The sequence below is a fragment of the Variovorax sp. Soil_C_39 genome (genome assembly GCF_057656815.1).
The window spans coordinates 258555-278942 of the sequence record NZ_JBDGJQ010000005.1; the positions used below are offsets into that span (position 1 = coordinate 258555).

Annotated in this window: 17 protein-coding genes; 9 read left to right on the top strand and 8 right to left on the bottom strand. The window is 69.3% G+C overall.

What is annotated here, in order from left to right:
• Positions 1-5: 5 nt before the first annotated feature.
• Positions 6-311 (top strand): putative signal transducing protein, encoded by a 306-nt coding sequence (locus AC3A6J_RS15500; RefSeq protein ID WP_487860852.1) that lies wholly within the window; start codon positions 6-8, stop codon positions 309-311.
• A gap of 25 nt (positions 312-336) precedes the next feature.
• Here the strand turns inward: AC3A6J_RS15500 and AC3A6J_RS15505 are convergent, their stop codons facing one another.
• Both AC3A6J_RS15505 and purB read right to left on the bottom strand, forming a co-directional pair.
• Positions 337-897, bottom strand: coding sequence for a YaeQ family protein (locus AC3A6J_RS15505; RefSeq protein WP_487860853.1), 561 nt, complete (start codon positions 895-897; stop codon positions 337-339).
• 24 nt (positions 898-921) lie between these two features.
• The gene (gene purB / locus AC3A6J_RS15510; protein WP_487860854.1) at positions 922-2301 is read right to left on the bottom strand and encodes an adenylosuccinate lyase; all 1380 of its coding nucleotides are present in this window, start codon (positions 2299-2301) and stop codon (positions 922-924) included.
• A 118-nt stretch (positions 2302-2419) separates the two neighbouring features.
• On the opposite strand from purB, the gene AC3A6J_RS15515 reads away from it, so the two are divergent.
• On the top strand, positions 2420-3031 hold the full coding sequence (locus tag AC3A6J_RS15515; protein ID WP_487860855.1) for a glutathione S-transferase N-terminal domain-containing protein: 612 nt from the start codon (positions 2420-2422) through the stop codon (positions 3029-3031).
• A gap of 292 nt (positions 3032-3323) precedes the next feature.
• Here the strand turns inward: AC3A6J_RS15515 and AC3A6J_RS15520 are convergent, their stop codons facing one another.
• Complete coding sequence (locus AC3A6J_RS15520) at positions 3324-3932, bottom strand: glutathione peroxidase (protein WP_487860856.1); 609 nt, start codon at positions 3930-3932, stop codon at positions 3324-3326.
• Positions 3933-4061: 129 nt separating this feature from the next.
• On the opposite strand from AC3A6J_RS15520, the gene AC3A6J_RS15525 reads away from it, so the two are divergent.
• Together AC3A6J_RS15525 and AC3A6J_RS15530 are read left to right on the top strand one after the other, a co-directional pair.
• Positions 4062-4919, top strand: coding sequence for a ferritin family protein (locus tag AC3A6J_RS15525; RefSeq protein WP_487860857.1), 858 nt, complete (start codon positions 4062-4064; stop codon positions 4917-4919).
• Positions 4920-4983: 64 nt separating this feature from the next.
• On the top strand, positions 4984-5865 hold the full coding sequence (locus AC3A6J_RS15530) for an RNA polymerase sigma-70 factor (protein WP_487860858.1): 882 nt from the start codon (positions 4984-4986) through the stop codon (positions 5863-5865).
• 14 nt (positions 5866-5879) lie between these two features.
• On the opposite strand, the gene AC3A6J_RS15535 is transcribed toward AC3A6J_RS15530, so the two are convergent.
• Together AC3A6J_RS15535 and glnE are read right to left on the bottom strand one after the other, a co-directional pair.
• Entirely contained in the window at positions 5880-6992 is a 1113-nt protein-coding gene (locus AC3A6J_RS15535) for a septal ring lytic transglycosylase RlpA family protein (RefSeq protein ID WP_487860859.1), read from the bottom strand.
• Positions 6989-9787 carry a bifunctional [glutamate--ammonia ligase]-adenylyl-L-tyrosine phosphorylase/[glutamate--ammonia-ligase] adenylyltransferase gene (gene glnE / locus AC3A6J_RS15540; RefSeq protein ID WP_487860860.1) on the bottom strand — a complete coding sequence of 933 codons (2799 nt, stop codon included), beginning with the start codon at positions 9785-9787 and terminating at the stop codon, positions 6989-6991. Before glnE ends, AC3A6J_RS15535 begins: the two co-directional genes overlap by 4 nt.
• A 25-nt stretch (positions 9788-9812) precedes the next feature.
• Here glnE and AC3A6J_RS15545 point away from each other — a divergent pair, with 25 nt between their 5' ends.
• From AC3A6J_RS15545 to AC3A6J_RS15560, 4 genes are read left to right on the top strand one after another with little or no spacing between them, the layout of a single operon-like run.
• Positions 9813-13967 carry a YhdP family protein gene (locus AC3A6J_RS15545; RefSeq protein WP_487860861.1) on the top strand — a complete coding sequence of 1385 codons (4155 nt, stop codon included), beginning with the start codon at positions 9813-9815 and terminating at the stop codon, positions 13965-13967.
• A gap of 14 nt (positions 13968-13981) precedes the next feature.
• Entirely contained in the window at positions 13982-14797 is an 816-nt protein-coding gene (locus AC3A6J_RS15550) for a carbon-nitrogen hydrolase family protein (protein WP_487860862.1), read from the top strand.
• Entirely contained in the window at positions 14797-16842 is a 2046-nt protein-coding gene (locus tag AC3A6J_RS15555) for a two-component system sensor histidine kinase NtrB (RefSeq protein WP_487860863.1), read from the top strand. The genes AC3A6J_RS15550 and AC3A6J_RS15555 overlap by 1 nt, the downstream gene beginning before the upstream one ends.
• Positions 16843-16876: 34 nt before the next feature.
• Positions 16877-17503: a response regulator transcription factor gene (locus AC3A6J_RS15560; RefSeq protein WP_487860864.1), complete on the top strand. Its 627-nt coding sequence runs from the start codon at positions 16877-16879 to the stop codon at positions 17501-17503.
• 16 nt (positions 17504-17519) lie between these two features.
• Here the strand turns inward: AC3A6J_RS15560 and AC3A6J_RS15565 are convergent, their stop codons facing one another.
• The 3 genes from AC3A6J_RS15565 to AC3A6J_RS15575 all read right to left on the bottom strand — a co-directional run bounded on the left by AC3A6J_RS15565 (position 17520) and on the right by AC3A6J_RS15575 (position 19210).
• Entirely contained in the window at positions 17520-18095 is a 576-nt protein-coding gene (locus AC3A6J_RS15565) for an OmpA family protein (protein ID WP_487860865.1), read from the bottom strand.
• A gap of 99 nt (positions 18096-18194) precedes the next feature.
• A complete protein-coding gene (locus AC3A6J_RS15570) occupies positions 18195-18851 on the bottom strand; it encodes a YiaD family glycine zipper/OmpA-like lipoprotein (protein WP_487860866.1) in 657 nt (218 codons plus the stop codon).
• A 197-nt stretch (positions 18852-19048) separates the two neighbouring features.
• Positions 19049-19210 (bottom strand): hypothetical protein, encoded by a 162-nt coding sequence (locus AC3A6J_RS15575; protein ID WP_487860867.1) that lies wholly within the window; start codon positions 19208-19210, stop codon positions 19049-19051.
• Here AC3A6J_RS15575 and mltA point away from each other — a divergent pair.
• Positions 19209-20363, top strand: a complete 1155-nt coding sequence (mltA, locus tag AC3A6J_RS15580; protein WP_487860868.1) for a murein transglycosylase A — start codon at positions 19209-19211, stop codon at positions 20361-20363. The two genes, AC3A6J_RS15575 and mltA, sit on opposite strands and share 2 nt — an antisense overlap.
• Positions 20364-20388: the final 25 nt, after the last annotated feature.

Consider the following 20388-nt stretch of genomic DNA (forward strand, 5'->3'; position numbering starts at 1 on the left):
AGCGCATGCGCCGCCTCGCCCAAGCCCCCAACCTCGCGATCGCCACCCTGTGGGTGCATGCCTTGCGCGAGGAGGGCATCGAGGCCACCGTGCAGCGCGAATTCCTCGGCGCCGCGATGGGCCACCTGCCGCCCGATCAGTGCCTGCCCGAGATCTGGATCGACGACGACAGCCGGTTCGAGCTGGCGCAGCAGGTGCTGCATGCGGCGCAGCACCGGCCGCAGCGCGATTGGCGCTGCAGCTGCGGCGAGCGCGTCGAGGGGGGCTTCGAGCAGTGCTGGCAGTGCGGCCGCATGATGCCGGCTGCCTGACGAGCAACCGAGAGAGGCGCGCTGCCTACTTCCAGCGCTTCAGCTCGACGTCGATGCTGCGGCTGCCGTCGCCCAGCGTCAACGTGTTTTCCTGGATCGTCGCCTGCAGCTGCATGCTGCGCTGCGCGAGCAGGGCCAGCGCCTGCGAGGCTTCGGTGGGTACGCGGTACACCTGCAGGTTCTGCGGCCGCGCGAGCTTGCCTTCGATGCCGCGCCACCAGATCTCGGCCGCGTGGTTGAAGCAGTAGACGATCACCTCGTCCGCCTTGCCGCACGCCTTGATGACGGGTTTGTCCTCGGGCTGGCCGACCTCGATCCAGAGCTTGGTCTCGCCCGTGAAGTCGCGCAGCCAGACGTCGGGCTCCTCGACGTTCGACAGTCCCGCGCCAAAGGCCAGCGTGCCGTCTCCGTGGCACACGTCCTGCAGCTTGTGCGCGTTGAGCGCCAGCGCGACGAGCCGGATCATCATGCGCTCGTCGGTCTCGCTGGGATGGCGCGCCAGCGTCAGCGCGTGGTCGGCGTAGTAGCCGTGGTCGATATCGGCCACCGCGACGGTGGCCTTGAAGATGGTGGATTTGAGGGCCATGGGTGCGCGAGTGTAGGCGCCCCCTCAGATTCGATTGGCGAGCTCCGCCGCCTTGCCCACGTAGCTCGCGGGCGTCATGGCCAGCAGCCGCGTCTTCTCGGTCTCGGGAATGTCGAGCGAGCGGATCAGCCCGTGCAGCGCCTCGGCCGTCACCGTCTTGCCGCGCGTCACTTCCTTGAGCTGCTCGTAGGCGCCCTGCACGCCGTAGCGGCGCATCACCGTCTGGATCGGCTCGGCCAGCACTTCCCACGAGGCATCGAGATCCTCCGCGAGCGCTTCCTCGTTGATCTCGAGCTTGCCGAGGCCCGTGGCCAGGCTGGCATAGGCCAGCGTCGCGTAACCGAAGGCCACGCCGATGTTGCGCAGCACGGTGCTGTCGGTCAGGTCGCGCTGCCAGCGGCTGACCGGCAGCTTCTCGCTGAGGTGGCGCAGCACCGCGTTGGCCAGCCCCAGGTTGCCTTCGGCGTTCTCGAAATCGATCGGATTGACCTTGTGCGGCATGGTCGAGGAGCCGATCTCGCCCTTCTTGAGCCGCTGCTTGAAGTAGCCCAGGCTCACGTAGCCCCAGATGTCGCGCGAGAAATCCACCAGGATGGTGTTGGTGCGCGCCACCGCGTCGAACAGCTCGGCCATGTAGTCGTGCGGCTCGATCTGGATGCTGTAGGGCTGGAAGCTCAGGCCCAGGCCGAGCGGCGCGGGCGTTTCGACCACCTTGCGGCTGAACGCCTCCCAGTCGAAGTCGGGCCAGGCGGCGAGATGCGCGTTGTAGTTGCCCACCGCCCCGTTCATCTTGCCGAGCAACTGCACGGCCGCGATCTGGGCGCGGGCCTTCGACAGCCGCACCGCCACGTTGGCGATTTCCTTGCCGACCGTGGTCGGGCTCGCGGTCTGGCCGTGAGTGCGCGACAGCATCGACACGCCTGCGAACTGGTGCGCCATCTCGCGCAGCTTGGCGATCAGCCCGTCGATGGCGGGCAGCAGCACCTTCTCGCGGGCGGCCTGGATCTGCAGCGCGTGGCTGGTGTTGTTGATGTCCTCGCTGGTGCAGGCGAAGTGGACGAACTCGGCGGCAGCCAGCAGTTCTGGCCGCGCCTCGAACTTGGACTTGATCCAGTATTCGACCGCCTTCACGTCGTGGTTGGTGGTCTTTTCGATCTCCTTGATCGCGAGCGCATCGGCTTCGGAGAAGTGCGACACCAGGCCCAGCAGGTACTTGCGGGCGCCGCCCGTGAGCGGCTTGAATTCGGCGAAGCCGCAGTCCGACAGCGCGATGAACCATGCCACCTCGACCTGCACGCGCCGGTGCATGTAGCCCTGTTCGCTCATCAGCGGGCGCAATGCCGCGAGTTTGGCCGCATAGCGGCCGTCCAGTGGGGAGAGGGCGGAGACGGTGGAGAAGCTCATGCCCGAATTTTAGGCGGGCCGCCGTCCCGCATCCGCGACAGTTCGCAGGCTGCACTTTTCGGCCTTCCCCTAAAATGGCATCGAACAAACGTTACCAATCCAGAGGGAGAGAGTCTTCATGAAACTGATCGGATCGGCCGCCAGCCCCTATGTGCGCAAGGTGCGCGTGGTGTTGGCCGAGAAGCGGCTCGACTACCAGTTCGTGCTTGAAGACGTCTGGTCCGCTGACACCACCATCGCGCAGTCCAACCCGCTCGGGAAGGTGCCTTGCCTCGTCATGGAAGGCGGCGACGCGATGTTCGATTCCCGCGTGATTGTCGAATACCTCGACACCCTGTCTCCCGTGGGCAAGCTCATTCCCCAGCAGGGCCGTGAGCGCGCCGAGGTCAAGACCTGGGAGGCGCTGGCCGATGGCGTGATGGATGCGGGCGTGCTGTGGCGCCTCGAGGCGACCTGGAGCGGCCGCGGCGACGCCGAGCGCAGCACGGCCTGGATCGCGCGCCAGCGCGCCAAGGTCGAGGGCGGCATTGGGGCCATGGCCAAGGGGCTCGCCGACAAGCCCTTCTGCAGCGGCATCCACCTGAGCCTTTCGGACATCGCGGTGGGTTGTGCGCTCGGCTGGGTCGGGCTCCGCTTTCCCGAGATCGACTGGCGCGGCGCGCACGGCAATCTGGCCAAGCTGTACGACAAGCTGATGCTGCGGCCCAGCTTCATCGATACGCAACCGTGAAAAAAGGCGCCTCTGGCGCCTTTTTCAATGGCGGGAAGCCTTTTCAGCTGCGCCTGTTCCCATCAAACAATACAAAAATGCTGCGAGGCGCCCCGACGCGAAGGAGGGAGGGAGGGAGGAGGAGAAGAATCACCTCGGGATTTCAACCAGACTGGACGCCTGGAAGACCTCGCAACATGAAAAACCGGAGAGCATTTGGCTGCCCACGCTCGTTATGAGCACAGTGTGCCAGCCCGGTTCCCGCCCCAGTGGTAAACGTTTGTGACCATCGGTTGCGGCACGTCATCAGGTTTCAGTTCGCTGCGAGCTGGCCTTCGATGGCCTTCACGAAGGCGGCCTCATCCGGCGCCGTCATGCTCGACCAGGCCTGCACCACTTTGCCGTCGCGCCCGATCAGGTATTTGTAGAAATTCCATTTCGGTGTCGTGCCCGAAGCGAGCGCGAGCTGCTTGAACAGCGGGTTGGCCTCCGCGCCGCGCACCGAGGTCTTGGCGAACATCGGAAACTTCACGCCGAAGGTGCTTTCGCAGAAATCGGCGATTTCCTTGTTGGAGCCCGATTCCTGCGAGAAGTCGTTGGACGGAAAACCGAGCACCACGAGGCCGCGCGCCCGATATTTGCTGTCGAGTGCCTCCAGCCCCTTGTATTGCGGGGTGAACCCGCAGAAGCTCGCGGTGTTCACCACCAGCACCACCTTGCCCGAATACTGGCACAACGACTGGGGTTTCTCGTCCTGCAGGCGCGGGAACGAGTGCTGAAGCACTGCCGGGCACGCGGCGCCTGCGGCCGCCGCCGCGGCTGGCGGGTTCGCTGCACCGGCGGAGGCCTGCGCGAGCGCGGTGCCGGGGGCCAGCAGGCCTGCAGCGATGGCGGCAAGCGGCCAACGAAAGGGGATTCGCATGGGAACTCCTGGTGTCAATAAGTGCACGAATCCGGCGTATCGGACACTGCGTACAAACGCATCATCGCCCGTCTGTCACAGGCAGGCCAAGCTCAGCCGACTAAAATCGACGGCCTTAGAAAGATTTTGATGCTTTATCCAGAACTCTTCAGACAACTCGAATCCGTCCGCTGGGACATGGACAAGGACATTCCCTGGCAGTCGTTCGATGCGTCACTGCTGTCTGATGAGCAGGCGCAAACCATCAAAATGAACGCCATCACCGAGTGGGCGGCGCTGCCGGCCACCGAGATGTTCCTGCGCGACAACCGCCACGATAGTGATTTCTCGGCCTTCATGTCGATCTGGTTCTTCGAGGAGCAGAAGCATTCGCTGGTGCTCATGGAGTACCTCAAGCGCTTCAGCCCCCAGCATGCGCCGACCGAGCAGGAGCTGCACGAGGTCCGCTTCGATTTCGACCCGGCGCCGCCGCTCGAGACGCTGATGCTGCACTTCTGCGGCGAGATTCGCCTCAACCACTGGTACCGCCGCGCCGCGCAGTGGCATACCGAGCCGGTCATCAAGCACATCTACACCACGCTGAGCCAGGACGAGGCCCGCCATGGCGGCGCCTACCTGCGCTACATGAAGCGCGCGATGGAAAAATTCGGCGACGAGGCACGTGCCGCCTTCACCAAGGTCGGCGTGCTGATGGCCAGTGCACGCCGCACCGCGCAGGCGCTGCATCCGACCAACCTGCACGTCAACAAGGCGCTGTTCCCGAACGACACGATCCAGAGCCGCATGCCCGACCCGGACTGGCTCGAGCACTGGCTCGACAAGCAGATCAAGTTCGATGCGGTCTGGGAGAGCAAGGTCGGCGAGCGCATCCTGCACAACCTGAGCCTGCTGATGGACCGCAGCTTCAAGACCGTGCAGGAACTCAACCGCTACCGCAAGGAACTGGCCGCGACCGTCGCGCCCAAGTCCGAGTACCAGGGCGCCTGAGCCCGATCGGCCCGACGGGGCGGCTTGCCTGTCACAAATCCGGTCGTCCGTCCGTCTAGCGAGCATGGACGACCCGACTCTCGCTTTCGACAGCCACCGCCGCCGCCTTCAAGGCATCGCCTACCGCATGCTCGGCTCCGTTGCCGAGGCCGAAGAGGTTGTGCAGGACGCCTGGCTGCGCTGGCATGAAGCCGACAAGGCCCGCCTCGAGAGTGCCGAAGCCTGGTTGGTCACCGTCGTCACCCGCCTCTCGATCGATCGTCTGCGCGCCGCCAAGGTTCAGCGCGAGCATTACATCGGCGCCTGGATGCCAGAGCCCACGCTCACTGAGGGGCCGACCTCGCCTGAAGCGCTGCTCGAGCGCGCGGACAACGTCTCGATCGCCTTCCTTGCCGTGCTCGAACGCCTTGCACCCGAGGCGCGTGCTGCGTTCCTGCTGCGCGAAGTGTTCGACGCCGACTACGACGAGATCGCCAGCACGCTCGGCAAGAGCGAGGCCGCCTGTCGGCAACTGGTGCACCGCGCGAAGGCCCAGCTGCAGGAGGCGCGCCCGCGCTTCAAGGTGCCGCGCGAGACCCACGAGCGCCTGCTGCGCGCCTTTGCCGATGCCGCGGCGCGCGGCAGCCTGCACGATCTCAAGGCGCTGATGGCCGAAGACGCCGAGCTGATCGGCGACGGTGGCGGCAAGGTGCAGACCTTCAGCAAGGCGCTGCGCGGCAGCCGGCGCGTGGCGCTGCTCTACTTCGCGCTCTGGCGCCGTATGGGCGCGGCGGTCCGTATGGAATTCGTCGACATCAATGGCGAGCCGGGCCTGCTGCGCTTCATCGACGGGCAGCTCGAATCGGTACAGACCTTCGAGATCGACGGCGAGCGCATCGCGCGCATCCGCGTGCAGCGCAATCCGGACAAACTGGCGCGCATTGCAAGCCGCTATGCGTCGAAATAGGCAGGCTGCCCGGCTCAGCGGCGCTCGACCACCACAGGCGTGATGCGCAGGGTCTCTCGCAGCTGCGAAACGACCTCGCCGGCCGCTTCGCGCGACACAAAAGGCCCGGCCTGCAGCCGGTGCGTGCCGGCCTCGCTGAACACCCGCAGTTGCGGCGCCAGCGCAGGCAGGCCACGCGCCGCCTCGCCCAGCAGGCGCCGTGCACCGTCGTGCTCGCGGAACGCGCCGAGCTGCACCCAGAAGCCGGCGGACGCAGCGGGCGAGGGCGTTGCGGCGGATGCCGGGCTGGGCGCTGCAGGTGCGGCAAGCGGTTCGAGCGGCGCGAGGTCGGTCACCACGATCGGCGCCCGCGGCGGCGGCGTGTCGCGCCCGGGGTCGGCCACGGGCGGCACTGACTGGGCAGCGGGCGCGACCGGCGTCGGCGGCGTCACGGGCATGGTCACCGCTTCGGGCGCATTCGCCGCCACCGGCGCGGCCCAGGCCGCGGGCACCGCCACCGACGCGCCTGTGGCGCGGGGCGCCGGGGCAGCACGGCCGGCCGCGGCATAGGTGCTGCCCGCGTCGCGCCGCCAGGCGCCGGTGCGGATGTCTTCGTTCGTGATGCGCTCGATCTCGACCGGCGCCACGCCGCGCAAAAGGTCGAGCTTGAGCGCCGCGGTGTAGCTCAGGTCGATGATGCGGCCGTCGACGAAAGGCCCCCGGTCGTTCACGCGCACGATCACCTCGCGGCCGTTGGCCGGGTTGCGCACGCGCACGTAGCTCGGCAGCGGCAGCGTCTTGTGCGCGGCCGTCATGGCGTACATGTCGTAGGGCTCGCCGCTCGCGGTCGATGCGCTGTGGAACTTGCGCCCGTACCACGAGGCGATGCCCGATTCGCGGAAAGGCCGGTCGTCGGTGATCGGCTGGTAGGCGCGGCCCAGCACCGTGTAGGGCTTGCTCGTGCCGCCGCTCGCGCGGATGGGCTCGATGCGGGGCTCGGCGTCGGGCACGCGGTCGAGGCCGGCGGGAATGCTCGCCGCCGGTCCGTCGCGGCCGCCGCGCGGACCGCTGGCGCAGCCCGCGAGAAGCACCGCGAGCGCCAGCGCGCATGCGGCCCAGGGTGCATGAAGACGGGCGGCGGCCCTCATCCGCCGAACACCGCTTTCCAGAGCGCGAGCATCGCGTCGCGTTGGGCCGCCAGCGCCGTCGGCGCGACCTGGGTCGGTTCCTCGTTGAGGCGCGCGCGGTGCTGCACGCGCCGCAGCTCGCGGTAAGCGGTGGCGGCCGCGCGGCCGACCCCTTCGGGCAGCAGCCCCGCCGCTTCGGCGCGCAGCAACAGTGCGATGTTGCCGAGGTTCGGTATGAGCTCCGGGTGTTCCGCCGACGACGACAGCACGAGGAACTGCAGCACGAACTCGGCGTCGACCATGCCGCCGGGGCTGTGCTTGACGTCGAATCGGTCGGCCTTGACCGGCCGGGCGCTGCGCACCTTGTTGCGCATCGCGATGATCTCGGCCTTCAGCGCCTCGCGGTCGCGCGGCGCCACGATCACGGCCTCGCGCACCTGGTCGAAACGCTCGCCGAGCGCTGCGCTGCCGAGCACGTAGCGCGCGCGCGTCATCGCCTGGTGTTCCCAGGTCCACGCGGTGTTGCTGCCGCGGCCAAGCTGGTAGCGCTCGTAGGCTTCGAAGCTGGTCGTCAGGAGGCCCGAGTTGCCGTTGGGTCGCAGGGCCGTGTCGATCTCGAACAGGTCGCCTTCGCGCGTCTTCACGGTGAGCCAGTTGATCAGCTTGCGCACGTAGGCGGCGTAGACCTCTCCGGCGCGCTCGTCGTCGTCGTCGTAGACGAACACGATGTCGAGGTCGCTGCCGTAGCCCAGTTCCTTTCCGCCGAGCTTGCCGTAGCCGATGATCGCGAACTGCGGCACCTCGCGGTGCCGGTTGCGCACATGCGGCCAGCACCAGCGTGCCGTCACGCGCAGCGTGGCGTCGGCCAGCGCGCTCAGGTCGTCGGCCACCTGCTCGACCGTGAGCCGGCCGTCCACGTCGCGCGCGAGCGTGCGGAACACCTCGGCATGGTGGGCGTGGCGCAGCAGGTTCAAGAGCCGCTCTTCGTCGGCCTCGCCGGTGCGGGTCAGCGACGCATGCCGTGCCTCGAGCTCGCTCTCGAATTCGGCCGCGACGAAGCGGCCCGAGAGCATCTCGTCGCTCGCAAGTTCGTCGATCACGCCCGGGTGCTGCATCAGGTAGCGCGCGGGCCACTTGGCGGCGCCTAGTAGGCGCAGCAGGCGCTCCTGTACGGCGGGCCGCTCGACCAGCAGCGCCAGGTAGCTTTCGCGCCGCAGCAGCGGTTCGATCCAGTCGGCCCAGCGCAATGCAGCCTGGACGTGGCGCGGCGTCTGCCCCGGTCCGTCGCCGTCGGGTTCCTCGAGCCATTGCCCGGTGCGCTGCACCAGCTGCCGCAGCCGCGCGCGCGTCTCGTCGCGCAGCGCCATCATGCGCGGCTGTTCGCACCAGTCGTGGATGCGCGCCGCAAAGGCGGGCGGCAGGCGATCGAGCAGGTCGGCCAGATCGGTCGGTGCGGCGGCGTTCTTGCCGCTGCACTTGCCGTTGCAGGGTTTGTCGCCGCCCAAGAGCTTGTCGAACTCCTGCGCGACGAACTCGCGGTGCGCATCGAGCTGCTCGAGAAACGGGCAGCAGTTGGCGTAGCCCATGGTCTGTGCGACCCAGCGCAGATCGTCGTCGGCCACCGGCAGCATGTGCGTCTGTTGGTCGTCGAGGTACTGGATGCGGTGCTCGACGCGGCGCAGGAACTCGTAGGCCGTGGCCAGCGTGTCGGCGGTCTCCTGCGGCATGAGGCCTGCGCGCGCCAGCCGTTGCAGCGCATCGAGCGTGGGCCGGGTGCGCAGTTCGGGGAACTGCCCGCCGCGTACTACCTGCAGCAGCTGCACGGTGAATTCGATCTCGCGGATGCCGCCGCGCGAGAGCTTCACGTCGTTCGCGCGCTCGGGCCGCCCGGCGCTGCGCCGCGCCGACTGCTCGCGGATCTGCCGGTGCAGCGTGCGCAGCGAATCGAACACGCTGTAGTCGAGGTAGCGGCGGAACACGAACGGCAGCACCGTGGCGCGCAAGCCCTGCGCGAGTCCCTCGGACACGATGGCGCGCGGCGCCACGACCCGGCTCTTCATCCAGGCAAAGCGTTCCCATTCGCGGCCTTGCACCTGAAAATACTCTTCGAGCGCATCGAGCGAGACCACGCTCGGGCCGGAATTGCCGTTCGGCCGGAGCGCCAGGTCGACGCGGAACACGAAGCCGTGCTCGGTGGTGTCGCCCACCAGCGCGTAGATGCGCTTCACGGCGCGCCCGAAATACTCCTGGTTCGACAGTCGGCCGCGGCCGTCGGCGTCGCCCCCGGTCTCGCCGTCGGCGTCGTAGAGGTAGATCAGGTCGATGTCGCTCGAAACGTTGAGCTCGCGCGCGCCGAGCTTGCCCATGCCCACCACCCAGAGCTGCGCGCGCTGCCCGTCGGGCCCGAGCGGCGCGCCGTGCAGCGCGTCGAGTTCCTGGCAGGCGTCGCGGCAGGCGACGTCGAGCGCGAACTCCGCGAGTTCGGTCACCGCGGTGGTCACCACGGCCAACGGCGCCTGGTGGTCGCAGTCGAGCGTGACCAGCCGCTCCATGACGAGCTGGCGCACGGTGCGCAGCGCATCGCCCACCGCGTCGCCGCGCGCGCGCAGCGCGTCGTAGGCCGCGGCCATCGCTTCGCGCCGCGGCGCGCCGGGCGCGAGCAGCCGCAGCTCGGCCGCATAGCGGCGCCGCAAGCGCTGCACGAAACGCGAGTAGGAGGAAAGGGGCGCGGCCTCAGGCGCAGCGGATGGCGTGGATGGCAACTGGTTCACACTGTTATCGGCTCCCGAGGAACCCGTCTGGATGCTGGCGGTCATAATTCCGGACACAGCGCGATCCTCAATGAACGACACGGCGTCTCCCCCTTCACGTCTGCTCAAGATCACCGCTGCGACCGCGCGCTGGCTGCTGGGTTTGCTGATCGCTGCATGGCTTCTGCTGGCGCTGACAGTGGTTGTCCTACACGCGTGGATTGTGCCGCGAATCGGCGATTACCGTGGCGCACTCGAGGCCCAGGCCAGCAGGGCCATCGGGGTACCGGTTCGCATCGGGTCGATCACCGCGCGGTCCGACAGCCTCTTTCCGGCCTTCGAACTGCGCGACGTGGTGCTCCATGATGCCCAGCAGCGAGAAGCCCTGCGCCTCGTGCGGATCGTTGCGAGCGTTTCGCCGCGTTCGCTCTGGCGCCTGAACTTCGAGCAGCTCTACATCGAGGGCCCGCAGATCGACGTGCGGCGCGACGCGATGGGCAAACTGCACGTGGCGGGCCTCCACATGGCCAACGACACCACCGGAGAGACCCGTGCGGCCGACTGGTTTTTCGCCCAGCGCGAACTCGTGATCGAAGGCGGCACGGTGCGCTGGACCGACGAGCAGCGCCAAGCCGAGCCGCTGCTCCTGAGCGACGTGCGCTTCGTCGCGCGCAACGGCGGCCGGCGCCACGCGCTGCGGCTCGACGCCACGCCGCCCGCTGGCTGGGGCGAGCGTTTCACGCTGCGCGGCCAGTTTCGCCAGCCGCTGCTGTCGGTGCGCTCCGGCCGTTGGCAGACCTGGGACGGGCAGATCTACGCCGACTTGCCATACATGGACGTGACCCGCCTGGGCCGCTACGTGTCGATCGATGCGCGCATCCGCGAAGCCAACGGCGCGCTGCGCATGTGGGCCGACGTGAAGGACGGCCAGATCGTCGGCGGCGCCGCCGACCTTGGCCTGCACCGCGTCGATGCCTCGCTGGGCCGCGGCCTGCAGCCGCTGGTGCTGCGCTCGGTCACGGGGCGACTCGCCGGCCAGCTCAGCGAAGACCATCTCGAGTTCTCGACCGCGGCCCTGCAGTTCGACACCGCCGACGGCATGCGCTGGCCCGGCGGCAACCTGTGGCTGCAGCATTCGCCCGCGCGCGGGCCCACGCCCGAGCACGGCGCGCTGCGCGCCGACCGGCTCGACCTGGCAGCGCTTGCGCTGATTGCCGACCGCCTGCCGCTGGGCGAAGCCACGCACCGGTTGCTCGACGCCTACGCGCCGCGCGGGCTGGTCGAGCGCATCGAGCTGAACTGGCAGGGCTCGCTCGGTGCGCCCGAGCGCTACCAGGCCAAGGGCCGGATCAGCGGCCTGCGGGTTGCCGCGCAACCTGCCGAGGCCGGCCCTCCGCCAGCCGCGGGCACCGCCGCCCCGGCCCCGCACGCCAACGCCGGCGCGCCCGGCCTGAGCGGCGCCACGCTCGAGTTCGACGCCACCCAGGCGGGCGGCAACGCAGCGCTCGCCATCGCGCAGGGCACGCTGGAATTTCCTGGCGTGTTCGAGGAACCGGTCGTTCCGGTCGACCGGCTCTCGGCCCAGCTCCAGTGGAAGCTCGACAAGGGCGCCGCGCAGTTGCAGGTGTCGAAGCTGCGCTTCGCCAATGCCGATGCCGAAGGCGAGGCCGAAGCCAGTTGGCGCACCAGCGACCCGGCCGTGTCGGCCGGCCGCTCGCGCTATCCGGGCGTGCTCGATCTCCAGGGCAAGCTGGTGCGCGCCGACGGCACGCGGGTGTACCGCTACCTGCCGCTCGACATTCCCCAGCACACGCGCGACTACGTGCGCAGCGCCGTCACCAAGGGCGTGGCGAGCAGCGTCGATTTCCGCGTGCGCGGCGACCTGCACGACATGCCTTTCATGGACCCGAAACAGGGCGAGTTCCGCATTGCGGCCAAGGTCGCCGGCGTCGACTACGCCTATGTGCCGCCGGCCTCGGCGCTCGCGGCCGCCACGGCCTCGAAGGCGACCAGGCCCGCGGCCCCGGCCGCGCCTGAACCCGTGTGGCCCGCGCTCACCGGCGTGTCGGGCGAACTGGTGTTCGAACGCGCGGGCATGCTGGTGCGCAATGCGCGCGGCAAGCTGGCCGGCACCGCGGGCATCGAGATCACCCGGGCCGAGGCGCAGATCGCCGACATGTCGCACGATGCCTCGCTTTTGCGCGTCGACGCCCAGGCCCGGGGCCCGCTCGGCGAGCTGCTGCGCGTGGGCGCGCCGCTGGTCGGGGGCGACACCGGCGAGGCACTGGCGCGCGTCCGCGCCGCCGGCCCTGCCGACTACCGGCTGCGCCTAGAACTCCCGCTCGCCGCGCTCGATGCGGCCAAGGTGCAGGCCAGCATCGCGCTGTCGGGCAGCAACGAACTGCAGCTCGTTCCGGAGGCGCCGTCGTTCACGGACTTGAAGGGCGCGGTCGGGTTCACCGAAACCGGCTTCTCGCTCGCGGGCGTGCAGGGTCGGCTGCTGGGCGGCGACATCCGCATCGAGGGCCGGGGCCGCTTCGCCGGGCCGAACCGCGAGGTGGCGCTGAAGGCGCAGGGCACCGCGTCGGCCGAAGGCCTGCGCGGCGCGCGCGAGGCCGAGTGGCTCACGCGCATCGCCGCCAAGGCCAGCGGCAGCACGCCCTATGCGGCCACTTTCTCGATGCGCGACGACGTGCCCGAGTTCTCGCTCACCAGCACGCTGCAGGGTCTGGCGCTCGACCTGCCTGCGCCGCTCGTCAAGACGGCCGACGAGGCGATGCCGCTGCGCATCGAGAAGAAGGTGCTGCAGCGCGAGACGCGCAACGGTGTGGCCGTGCCCCTGCAGGACCAGCTCTCGATGGCGCTCGGTCGCATCGGCGAAGCGCAATACGTGCGCGACATCTCCGGCGCCGAGCCGCGGGTGCTGCGGGGCAGCATCGGCGTCGGCCTGGCGGAGGGCGAGACCGCGAGCGTGCCGGACAACGGCGTGCTCGCCAACGTCAATGTGACCAAGCTCGACATGCCTGCCTGGCAGGCGCTGGTCGGCCAGGCCGCCGCGGGCGGCAGCAGCAACGGCGGCACGGGCGAAACGGCGGGCGCTGAAGAGGCGTCGATGGGCTACCTGCCCACGCGCATCGCCGTGCGGGCGAAGGAGCTCGGTATCGCGGGCCGCACGCTGCACGATGTGGTGCTCGGCGGCACGCGCGACGGGGCGCTCTGGCGCGCCAACATCGACGCCACCGAACTCAGCGGCTATGCCGAGTACCGCCACACGCAGGCCGGGCGCCTCTATGCGCGGCTCGCGCGGCTCAAGATAGCGCCCACCGAGGCGAAGCAGGTCGAAACCCTGCTCGATGAACAGCCGGGCACGCTGCCGGCGCTCGACATCGTGATCGACGACTTCGAACTGCTCGGCAAGCGCCTCGGCCGCGCCGAGATCGACGCCGTCAACCGCGGCGGCGCAGGCCGCGAGTGGCTGCTCAACAAGCTGAGCTTCACGGTGCCCGAGGCCAGCTTCTCGGCCAAGGGCACCTGGGCCGCCACGCCCGGGCGTGGCGAGCAGCAGCGCCGCACGTCGATGAGCTTCAAGCTCGAGATCGCCGACGCCGGCGACCTGCTCACGCGCTTCGGCATGCCCGGCGTGCTGCGGCGCGGCAGCGGCCGGCTCGAAGGCGAGGTCGAGTGGCGCGGTTCGCCGTTCTCCCTCGACTACCCGAGCCTCGGCGGACAGCTGCAGGTCAACGTCGGCGCGGGCCAGTTCCTCAAGGCCGATCCGGGCTTGGCCAAGCTGCTCGGCGTGCTGAGCCTGCAGGCCCTGCCGCGGCGGCTCACGCTCGATTTCCGCGACGTGTTCAGCCAGGGCTTCGCCTTCGACTTCATCCGCGGCGACGCCCGCATCCGCAGCGGCATCGCCAGCACCAACAACCTGCAGATGAAGGGCGTCAATGCGGCGGCTCTGATGGACGGCTCGGCCGACATCGTGCGCGAGACGCAAGACCTTCGCGTGGTGGTAGTGCCCGAGATCAATGCCGGCACGGCCGCCCTGGTGGCCACGGCGATCAATCCGGCCATCGGCCTGGGCACCTTCCTCGCGCAGTGGGTGCTCAGCAAGCCGCTCGCTGCAGCGGCTACGCAGGAGTTCCACATCGAAGGCACCTGGGCCGACCCGAAGATCGCCAAGGTGCCGCGCTCGATTTTTCCCGAGCCGCAGAGCCTGCTGCCGGCGCCGGGCCTCGGCGGCAAGTGAATGGAGACCTCACCATGAAAGTCGCAGCCCTCCAGATGGTCTCGGCCATCACCCGCGAAGCCAACCTTGGGCGCGCCCACGAGCTGCTTGCGGCGGCGGCGGCCGCCGGCGCCGAACTCGCGGTGCTGCCCGAATATTTCTGCACGATGGGCGCACGCGACACCGACAAGCTCGGCCTGCGCGAGACCGCCGGATCGGGCCCGGTGCAGGACTTCCTCGCCGATGCCGCACGCACGTTCGGGCTCTGGATCGTCGGCGGCACCTTGCCCATCGAGAGCCCCGAAGCCGAGCACGTGTTCAACAGCTCGCTCGCCTACTCGCCCGAGGGCCGCTGCGTGGCGCGCTACGACAAGATCCATCTTTTCTACTTCGACAACGGGGCCGAGCGCTACGACGAGCGCCGTGTCATCGCGCCGGGCAGCGAACCCGTGGTGTTCGACCTGCCTTCGCGCGACGGCCACCGCTGGCGCGTGGGCATGAGCGTCTGCTACGACCTGCGCTTTCCCGAGCTCTACCGCGCGCTCGCTCGCCAGGGCGCGGACCTGCTGCTGGTGCCGAGCGCGTTCACGCGCACGACGGGCGCCGCGCACTGGGAAGTGCTGCTGCGCGCCCGCGCCATCGAGAACCTGGCCTGGGTGGTGGCCCCCGCGCAGGGCGGCACGCACGAGAACGGCCGCCAGACCTGGGGCCAGTCGATGGTGGTCGATCCCTGGGGCTCGGTGGTGGCCCAGCAGGCCGAGGGCGAAGGCGTGGTGCTGTTCGACATCGACGCCGGCCAGGCCGGACGCATGCGCGCGCAGTTGCCCGCGCTGTCGCACTGCGTGCTCTGATGCAGGCCCTGAGCGTCGCGCCGCCGCGCTGGGCGACCTCCGCCTTCGTGCGGCTGCGCTCGCTGTGGCAGCGCTGGTTCCTCTGGCTGATTCTGGCAGTGCTGGTGTCGGCGCTGCTGGTCACCGTGGTCTGGCTCGCGGGGCGGCACGAGGTGGAGCAGGTGCAGGCGGCGCTCGACCGCGACACCAGCGATGCGGTGGCCGACCTGCGCACCGGGCTGCAGCGCAATGGCCAGAGCCTGCGCGCCACCCAGGCCCTGGGCATCGACCGCGCGCACTGGACCGAGGCCGCGGCCGCGCTGTTGCGCGAGCACCGCGAGTGGCTGCGGCTCGAATGGCGCGATGCGGCGCTGCGCCCGCTTGCCGCGGCCAATACGCCCTACCGAACGCGGCTGATCGACGACGCGAGCCGCGGCGCCGGCCAGCCGGACGTGGCGCTGGCCTGCGCGGCCGCGCGCAAGCTCGGCGCGCCCGCCTATTCGCCGAGCCACTACGTGCCGGTGCTCGCCGGCGCCGGCATCGAGGTGATGGAGCTCTGCGTGCCGATGGACGCCGGCGGCTTCCTCGTGGCCAGCTACTCGCTGCGCGACACGCTCATCGAGCTGGTCGGCCCCGCGCTCACGCGCGGCCAGGAAGTGGCTTTCACCGAAACCGACGGCACGCGCCTGGCGGCGCTCGGCACCTCGCGCCGCACCGGCACGCGCGTCTTCACTTCGCAGCAACTCATCGACCTGCCCGGCAATGCGCTGATGCTGCGCGTCGATGGCTGGCGCGCGGCGCCCGACCTGTTCCCGAACGTGCTCACGGGGCTGGTCACCGCGATCTCGATCGCGCTGGTGTCGGTGCTGGTGCTGCTCGCGCGCGACACGCGGCGGCGCCTGCGCGCCGAACGCGACCTTGCCGACGCGCTCGCATTCCGCAAGGCCATGGAAGACTCGGTCATCACCGGCCTGCGCGCGCGCGACCTGCAGGGGCGCATCACCTACGTCAACCCGGCCTTCTGCGAGATGGTCGGCTTCGCGCCCGAGGAACTCATGGCCGGCAGCGGCGCGTCGATCGAGGCGCCGTACTGGCCCACGGAGCTGGCGCACGAATACCAGCAGCGGCAGGTGCGGCGCCTCGCGGGCGGCATGCCGCCGCGCGAGGGCTTCGAATCGGTCTTCATGCGCAAGGACGGCACGCGCTTTCCGGTGCTGATCTTCGAGGCGCCGCTGATCAACGCGCAGCGCGTGCAGACAGGCTGGATGAGCGCCTTCATCGACATCAGCGAGCAGCGCCGCATCGAAGAGCTCTCGCGCGCCAGCCAGGAGCGCCTGCAGGCCAGCGCGCGGCTCGCCACGGTGGGCGAGATGGCCTCCCTGCTGAGCCACGAGCTCACGCAGCCGCTGGCGGCCATCGCCAGCTATGCCACCGGCTCGCTCAACATGCTCGGGCCGCAGGCGAGCGGTCCGCAGGCCGAAGTGGCGATGGCCGTGCGCCGCATCGCCGAGCAGGCCGACCGTGCCGGCCAGGTGATCCGCAGCGTGCACGACTTCGTGCGGCGGCGCGACCGCACGCGCGAGGCCGTGGCGCCGCAGGCGCTGATCGACGCGGTGCTGCCGCTGGTGCGGCTGCAGGCGCGCAAGCTCGGCGTGAGCATCGAGGTGGTGTTCGAGGACCGGCTCCCTGCGGTCATGTGCGACCGTACGCTGGTCGAGCAGGTGCTGCTCAACCTCGCGCGCAACGCGATGCAGGCCATGGACGCGCCCGACAGCGGCCGCCGGCTGCTGCGGCTGCGCGTGGCGCGCGCGGTGGCCGTGGGCGGTCCCTCGGGCGCCGAGGACGTGCGGCGCTGGCTCGAATTCTCGGTCACCGATTTCGGCTGCGGCATCAGCGACGACGTGGCGGGCCGGCTCTTCACGCCGTTCTTCACCACCCGCGCGGACGGCATGGGGCTCGGCCTCAGCCTGTGCCGCACCGTGGTCGAGCAGCATGGCGGCGTGCTGATGTTCGAGCCCAATCAGCCCCGGGGCACGGTGTTCCGGTTTACCCTGCCGAGCACATGAAGAAGAACGGCACACGGCCGTTCATGGAATGGATATGCAACCGCTGATCGATGGATTGATCTTTATCGTGGACGACGACGCCAGCGTGCGCGAGGCCCTGGCCTGGCTGCTGCGCTCGCGCCGTCTCGAAAGCGAGCACTTCGCGAGCGCCGAAGCCTTCGAGCAGCGGCTGGCCGAGGGCCCGCTGCCCGCGCAGCCGCTGTGCCTGCTGCTCGACGTGCGCATGCCCGGCACCAGCGGGCTGGTGCTGTTCGACCGGCTGGCCGAGCGCGGGCTGCTCGCGGCGATGCCGGTGATCTTTCTCACCGGCCATGCCGACGTGCCGACCGCGGTCGACGCGGTGAAGCGCGGCGCCTTCGATTTCTGCGAAAAGCCGTTCTCGGACAACGCGCTGGTCGACCGCATCGAACAGGCGCTCGGGGCGTCGCTGCGCGCACTCGAACGGCAGCAGGCCCGGCGCGGGCTTGTCGAGCGCATCGCCGAACTGACCGAGCGCGAGCGCGACGTGATGCGGCTCGTGGTCGAAGGGCTGCCGAACAAGCTGATTGCCGATCAGCTCGCGATCAGCGTGCGCACGGTGGAGGTCCACCGCGCGCGCGTGTTCGACAAGATGGAAGTGAAGTCGGCGGTCGAGCTGGCCAACCGCCTCAGGGACCTCTAGCAGGCTGCCAGGAGGTTCAGCTCTTCTCGGCGACGAAGATCTCGACGCGGCGGTTCTGTGCGCGGCCGGCCGGCGTGGCGTTGTCGGCGAGCGGCTCGCGCGATCCGCGGCCGTCGGTCGTCACTGCGGTGGTCGAGACGCCGCGCGCGACGAGGTGGTTGCGCACGCTGTCGGCGCGGCTCACCGAGAGGCGCTCGTTGCCTTCTTCGCTGCCCGTGTTGTCGGTGTGGCCGACCACGCGCACGCTCGCGGCGGCGGCGCTGCGCAGGCCTTCGGCCACCTTGTCGAGGACCTGGGCAAGATTGCGCTTCACGTTGGCGCGGCCCACGTCGAAGGACATTTCATTCGGAATCACCAGGTGGAGCTGGTTGTCCGTGGTCTGCTCGATCACCATGCCGGTGCCCTTGGTCGAAGCCTCCAGCTCGGCCTTGAGCGCCTCCAGGCGCGCGGTCCAGCTGTTGGCTGGCGCGGCGGTGGTGGCCTGCCCGTCCGCCGGTGCGGCGGCCTGGCCTGGTGCCGTCGACTGCTGCGAAGCACAGCCCGCAACGAACAATGCGGCCGCAGCCGCACCCGAAACAACAAACTTCCTCATGAGTTTTCCCTCTTTGTGAGCATTGAAACGATGGCAATGGAGCGCCGGCCGCTCCGCCCGGCCGGCTTTTTATTTTGACTGTGCCAGGTTACCGTTCGATCAACCCCGCGGCGCGCGCTCGCCCACGTAGATCTCGACGCGGCGGTTCTGCGCCCGGCCGGCTTCGGTGTTGTTGCTGGCCACCGGTTCGTGCGAGCCGCGTCCCTCGATGCGGAACGCGGCGGCACTCACGCCGCGTGCCACGAGGTAATCGCGCGTGCTTGCAGCACGGTCGACCGACAGCGGGTTGTTGATCGCGTCGGAGCCGGTGCTGTCGGTGTGGCCGATGATGCGCACCTCGGCGTTCGGGTTGCCGCGCAGGCCGCTCGCGAACTGGTCGAGCACCGGTGCGAAGTTCGACTTGATGTTGGAGCGGCCCACGTCGAAGGACACGTCGCTCGGGATGGCGAGCTTGAGCTCGTTGTTCGGCGTCTGGGTCACGGCCACGCCGGTGCCCTGCGTGGCGGCTTCCATCTGGCGCTTCTGGTTTTCCATGCGCTGCGACCACAGGTAGCCGCCGAGCGCGCCGGCGGCGGCTCCGACTGCGGCACCGGTTCCGATCGCGCCGCGGTTGCCGCCGGTGGCGGAGCCGATGGCCGCGCCGCCGAGCGCACCAATGCCGGCGCCGATGCCGGTGTTGCGCTGCGTGTCGGACATGCCGGCACATCCGGAGAGGACGAGGGCGGCGGCGGAGGTGGCGAGTACGAACTTTTTCATGGTGATCCCTTTCAAGGTTGAATCAGGCGGGACACAGCTTAGCCTCGGCAAGCATGCGATGGTACGGCCTTCCAGAATTGCTTGAAAGTAGAAAACCATTGCAAGAACCCCATGAATACTGCGATGATTGCTACTAAAGTAATAGCGATAGAGCGAATCTCCGACATTCCGCCGCGGTCTGCGGCTACAGAAGAAATTCACATTTGATGCGGCGGCTTCCGTTCGTCGGGCGCCTTGTCGTCGGCGGTGCCGTCCTCGTCGTGCAGTTCGCCCTTTTTCCGGCCCGAGAACATGGTCCACCAGACGATCAGGATGAGCACGAGCCCGGCCAGAAGGGCTTCGAGCAAAATCAAACCCATGAAAAAAAGACTCCAGTGGCTGTCGGGACTTGCAATCGTAGCAACGATCGCAGGCTGTTCCGTCAGCCCGCGCGCGCCCGATACGCCGGTGGCCCCACCTGTCGTCGTCACGCCCCCGCGAGACCTCGGCCCGCTCACCGGCTCGATGGCGCACCCCAAGAGCCGGTGGGTGCCGGTCGGCTGGTCGGAGCTGCCGGGCTTCAGCGACGATCCGCTGCACGAGGCCTGGATTGCGCTGCTCGCCAACTGCGCGCGGCCCAATGCGGCCTTCGCGCCGCTGTGCCGCGAAGTGCGCGAGCTTGCCATTGCCACGCCGGAGGAGCAGCGCCGCTGGATGACTGAGCGGCTCCAGCCCTACCGCGTGGAGTCGCTGGCCGGCGCGAGCGAAGGCAAGCTCACGAGCTACTACGAGCCGGTGTACGAGGCCTCGCGCGTGCCGACCGCCACCTTCAACGTGCCGATCTATCGGGCGCCCGAGGGCCTGGTGCCGCGCCGTCCCTGGTACACCCGGCAGGAGATCGACACCCTGCCCAACGCCCAGGTCGCGCTGCGCGGCCGCGAGATCGCCTGGATGGCCGACCCGATCGACGCGCTGATGCTGCACATCCAGGGCTCCGGCCGGCTGCGCATCACCGAGCCCGGTGGCGTGCAGCGCACCGTGCGCGTGGCGTACGCGGCCACCAACGAACAGCCCTATCGCAGCGTGCAGCAATGGCTGATGTCGCAAGGCGTAACGAAGGTCGGCCGCTGGCCCGACGACACCAAGGCCTGGGCGGCGCAGAACCCGCAGCGCCTGACGCAGCTGCTGTGGAGCAATCCGCGCTACGTGTTCTTCCGCGAAGAGGCGCTGAACGAGCTCGACGCCGCCTTCGGGCCGCGCGGCGCGCAGGGCGTGCCGCTCACCGCGGGGCGTTCGATCGCGGTCGACCGCGAGAGCATTCCCTACGGCACGCCGGTCTGGCTGGCCTCCAGCGGCCCGGCCGCCCAGTTGCAGAAGCTGGTGGTGGCGCAGGACACCGGCAGCGCCATCGTCGGTGCGGTGCGCGCCGACTATTTCGCGGGCACCGGTCCCGACGCCGGGCGCTTCGCCGCAAGCATGAACCAGCCGCTGCGCCTCTGGGCGCTGTGGCCGCGCCAGACGCCGGTTCCCTAGCACGCAGCTGAAATACCTCACTCGC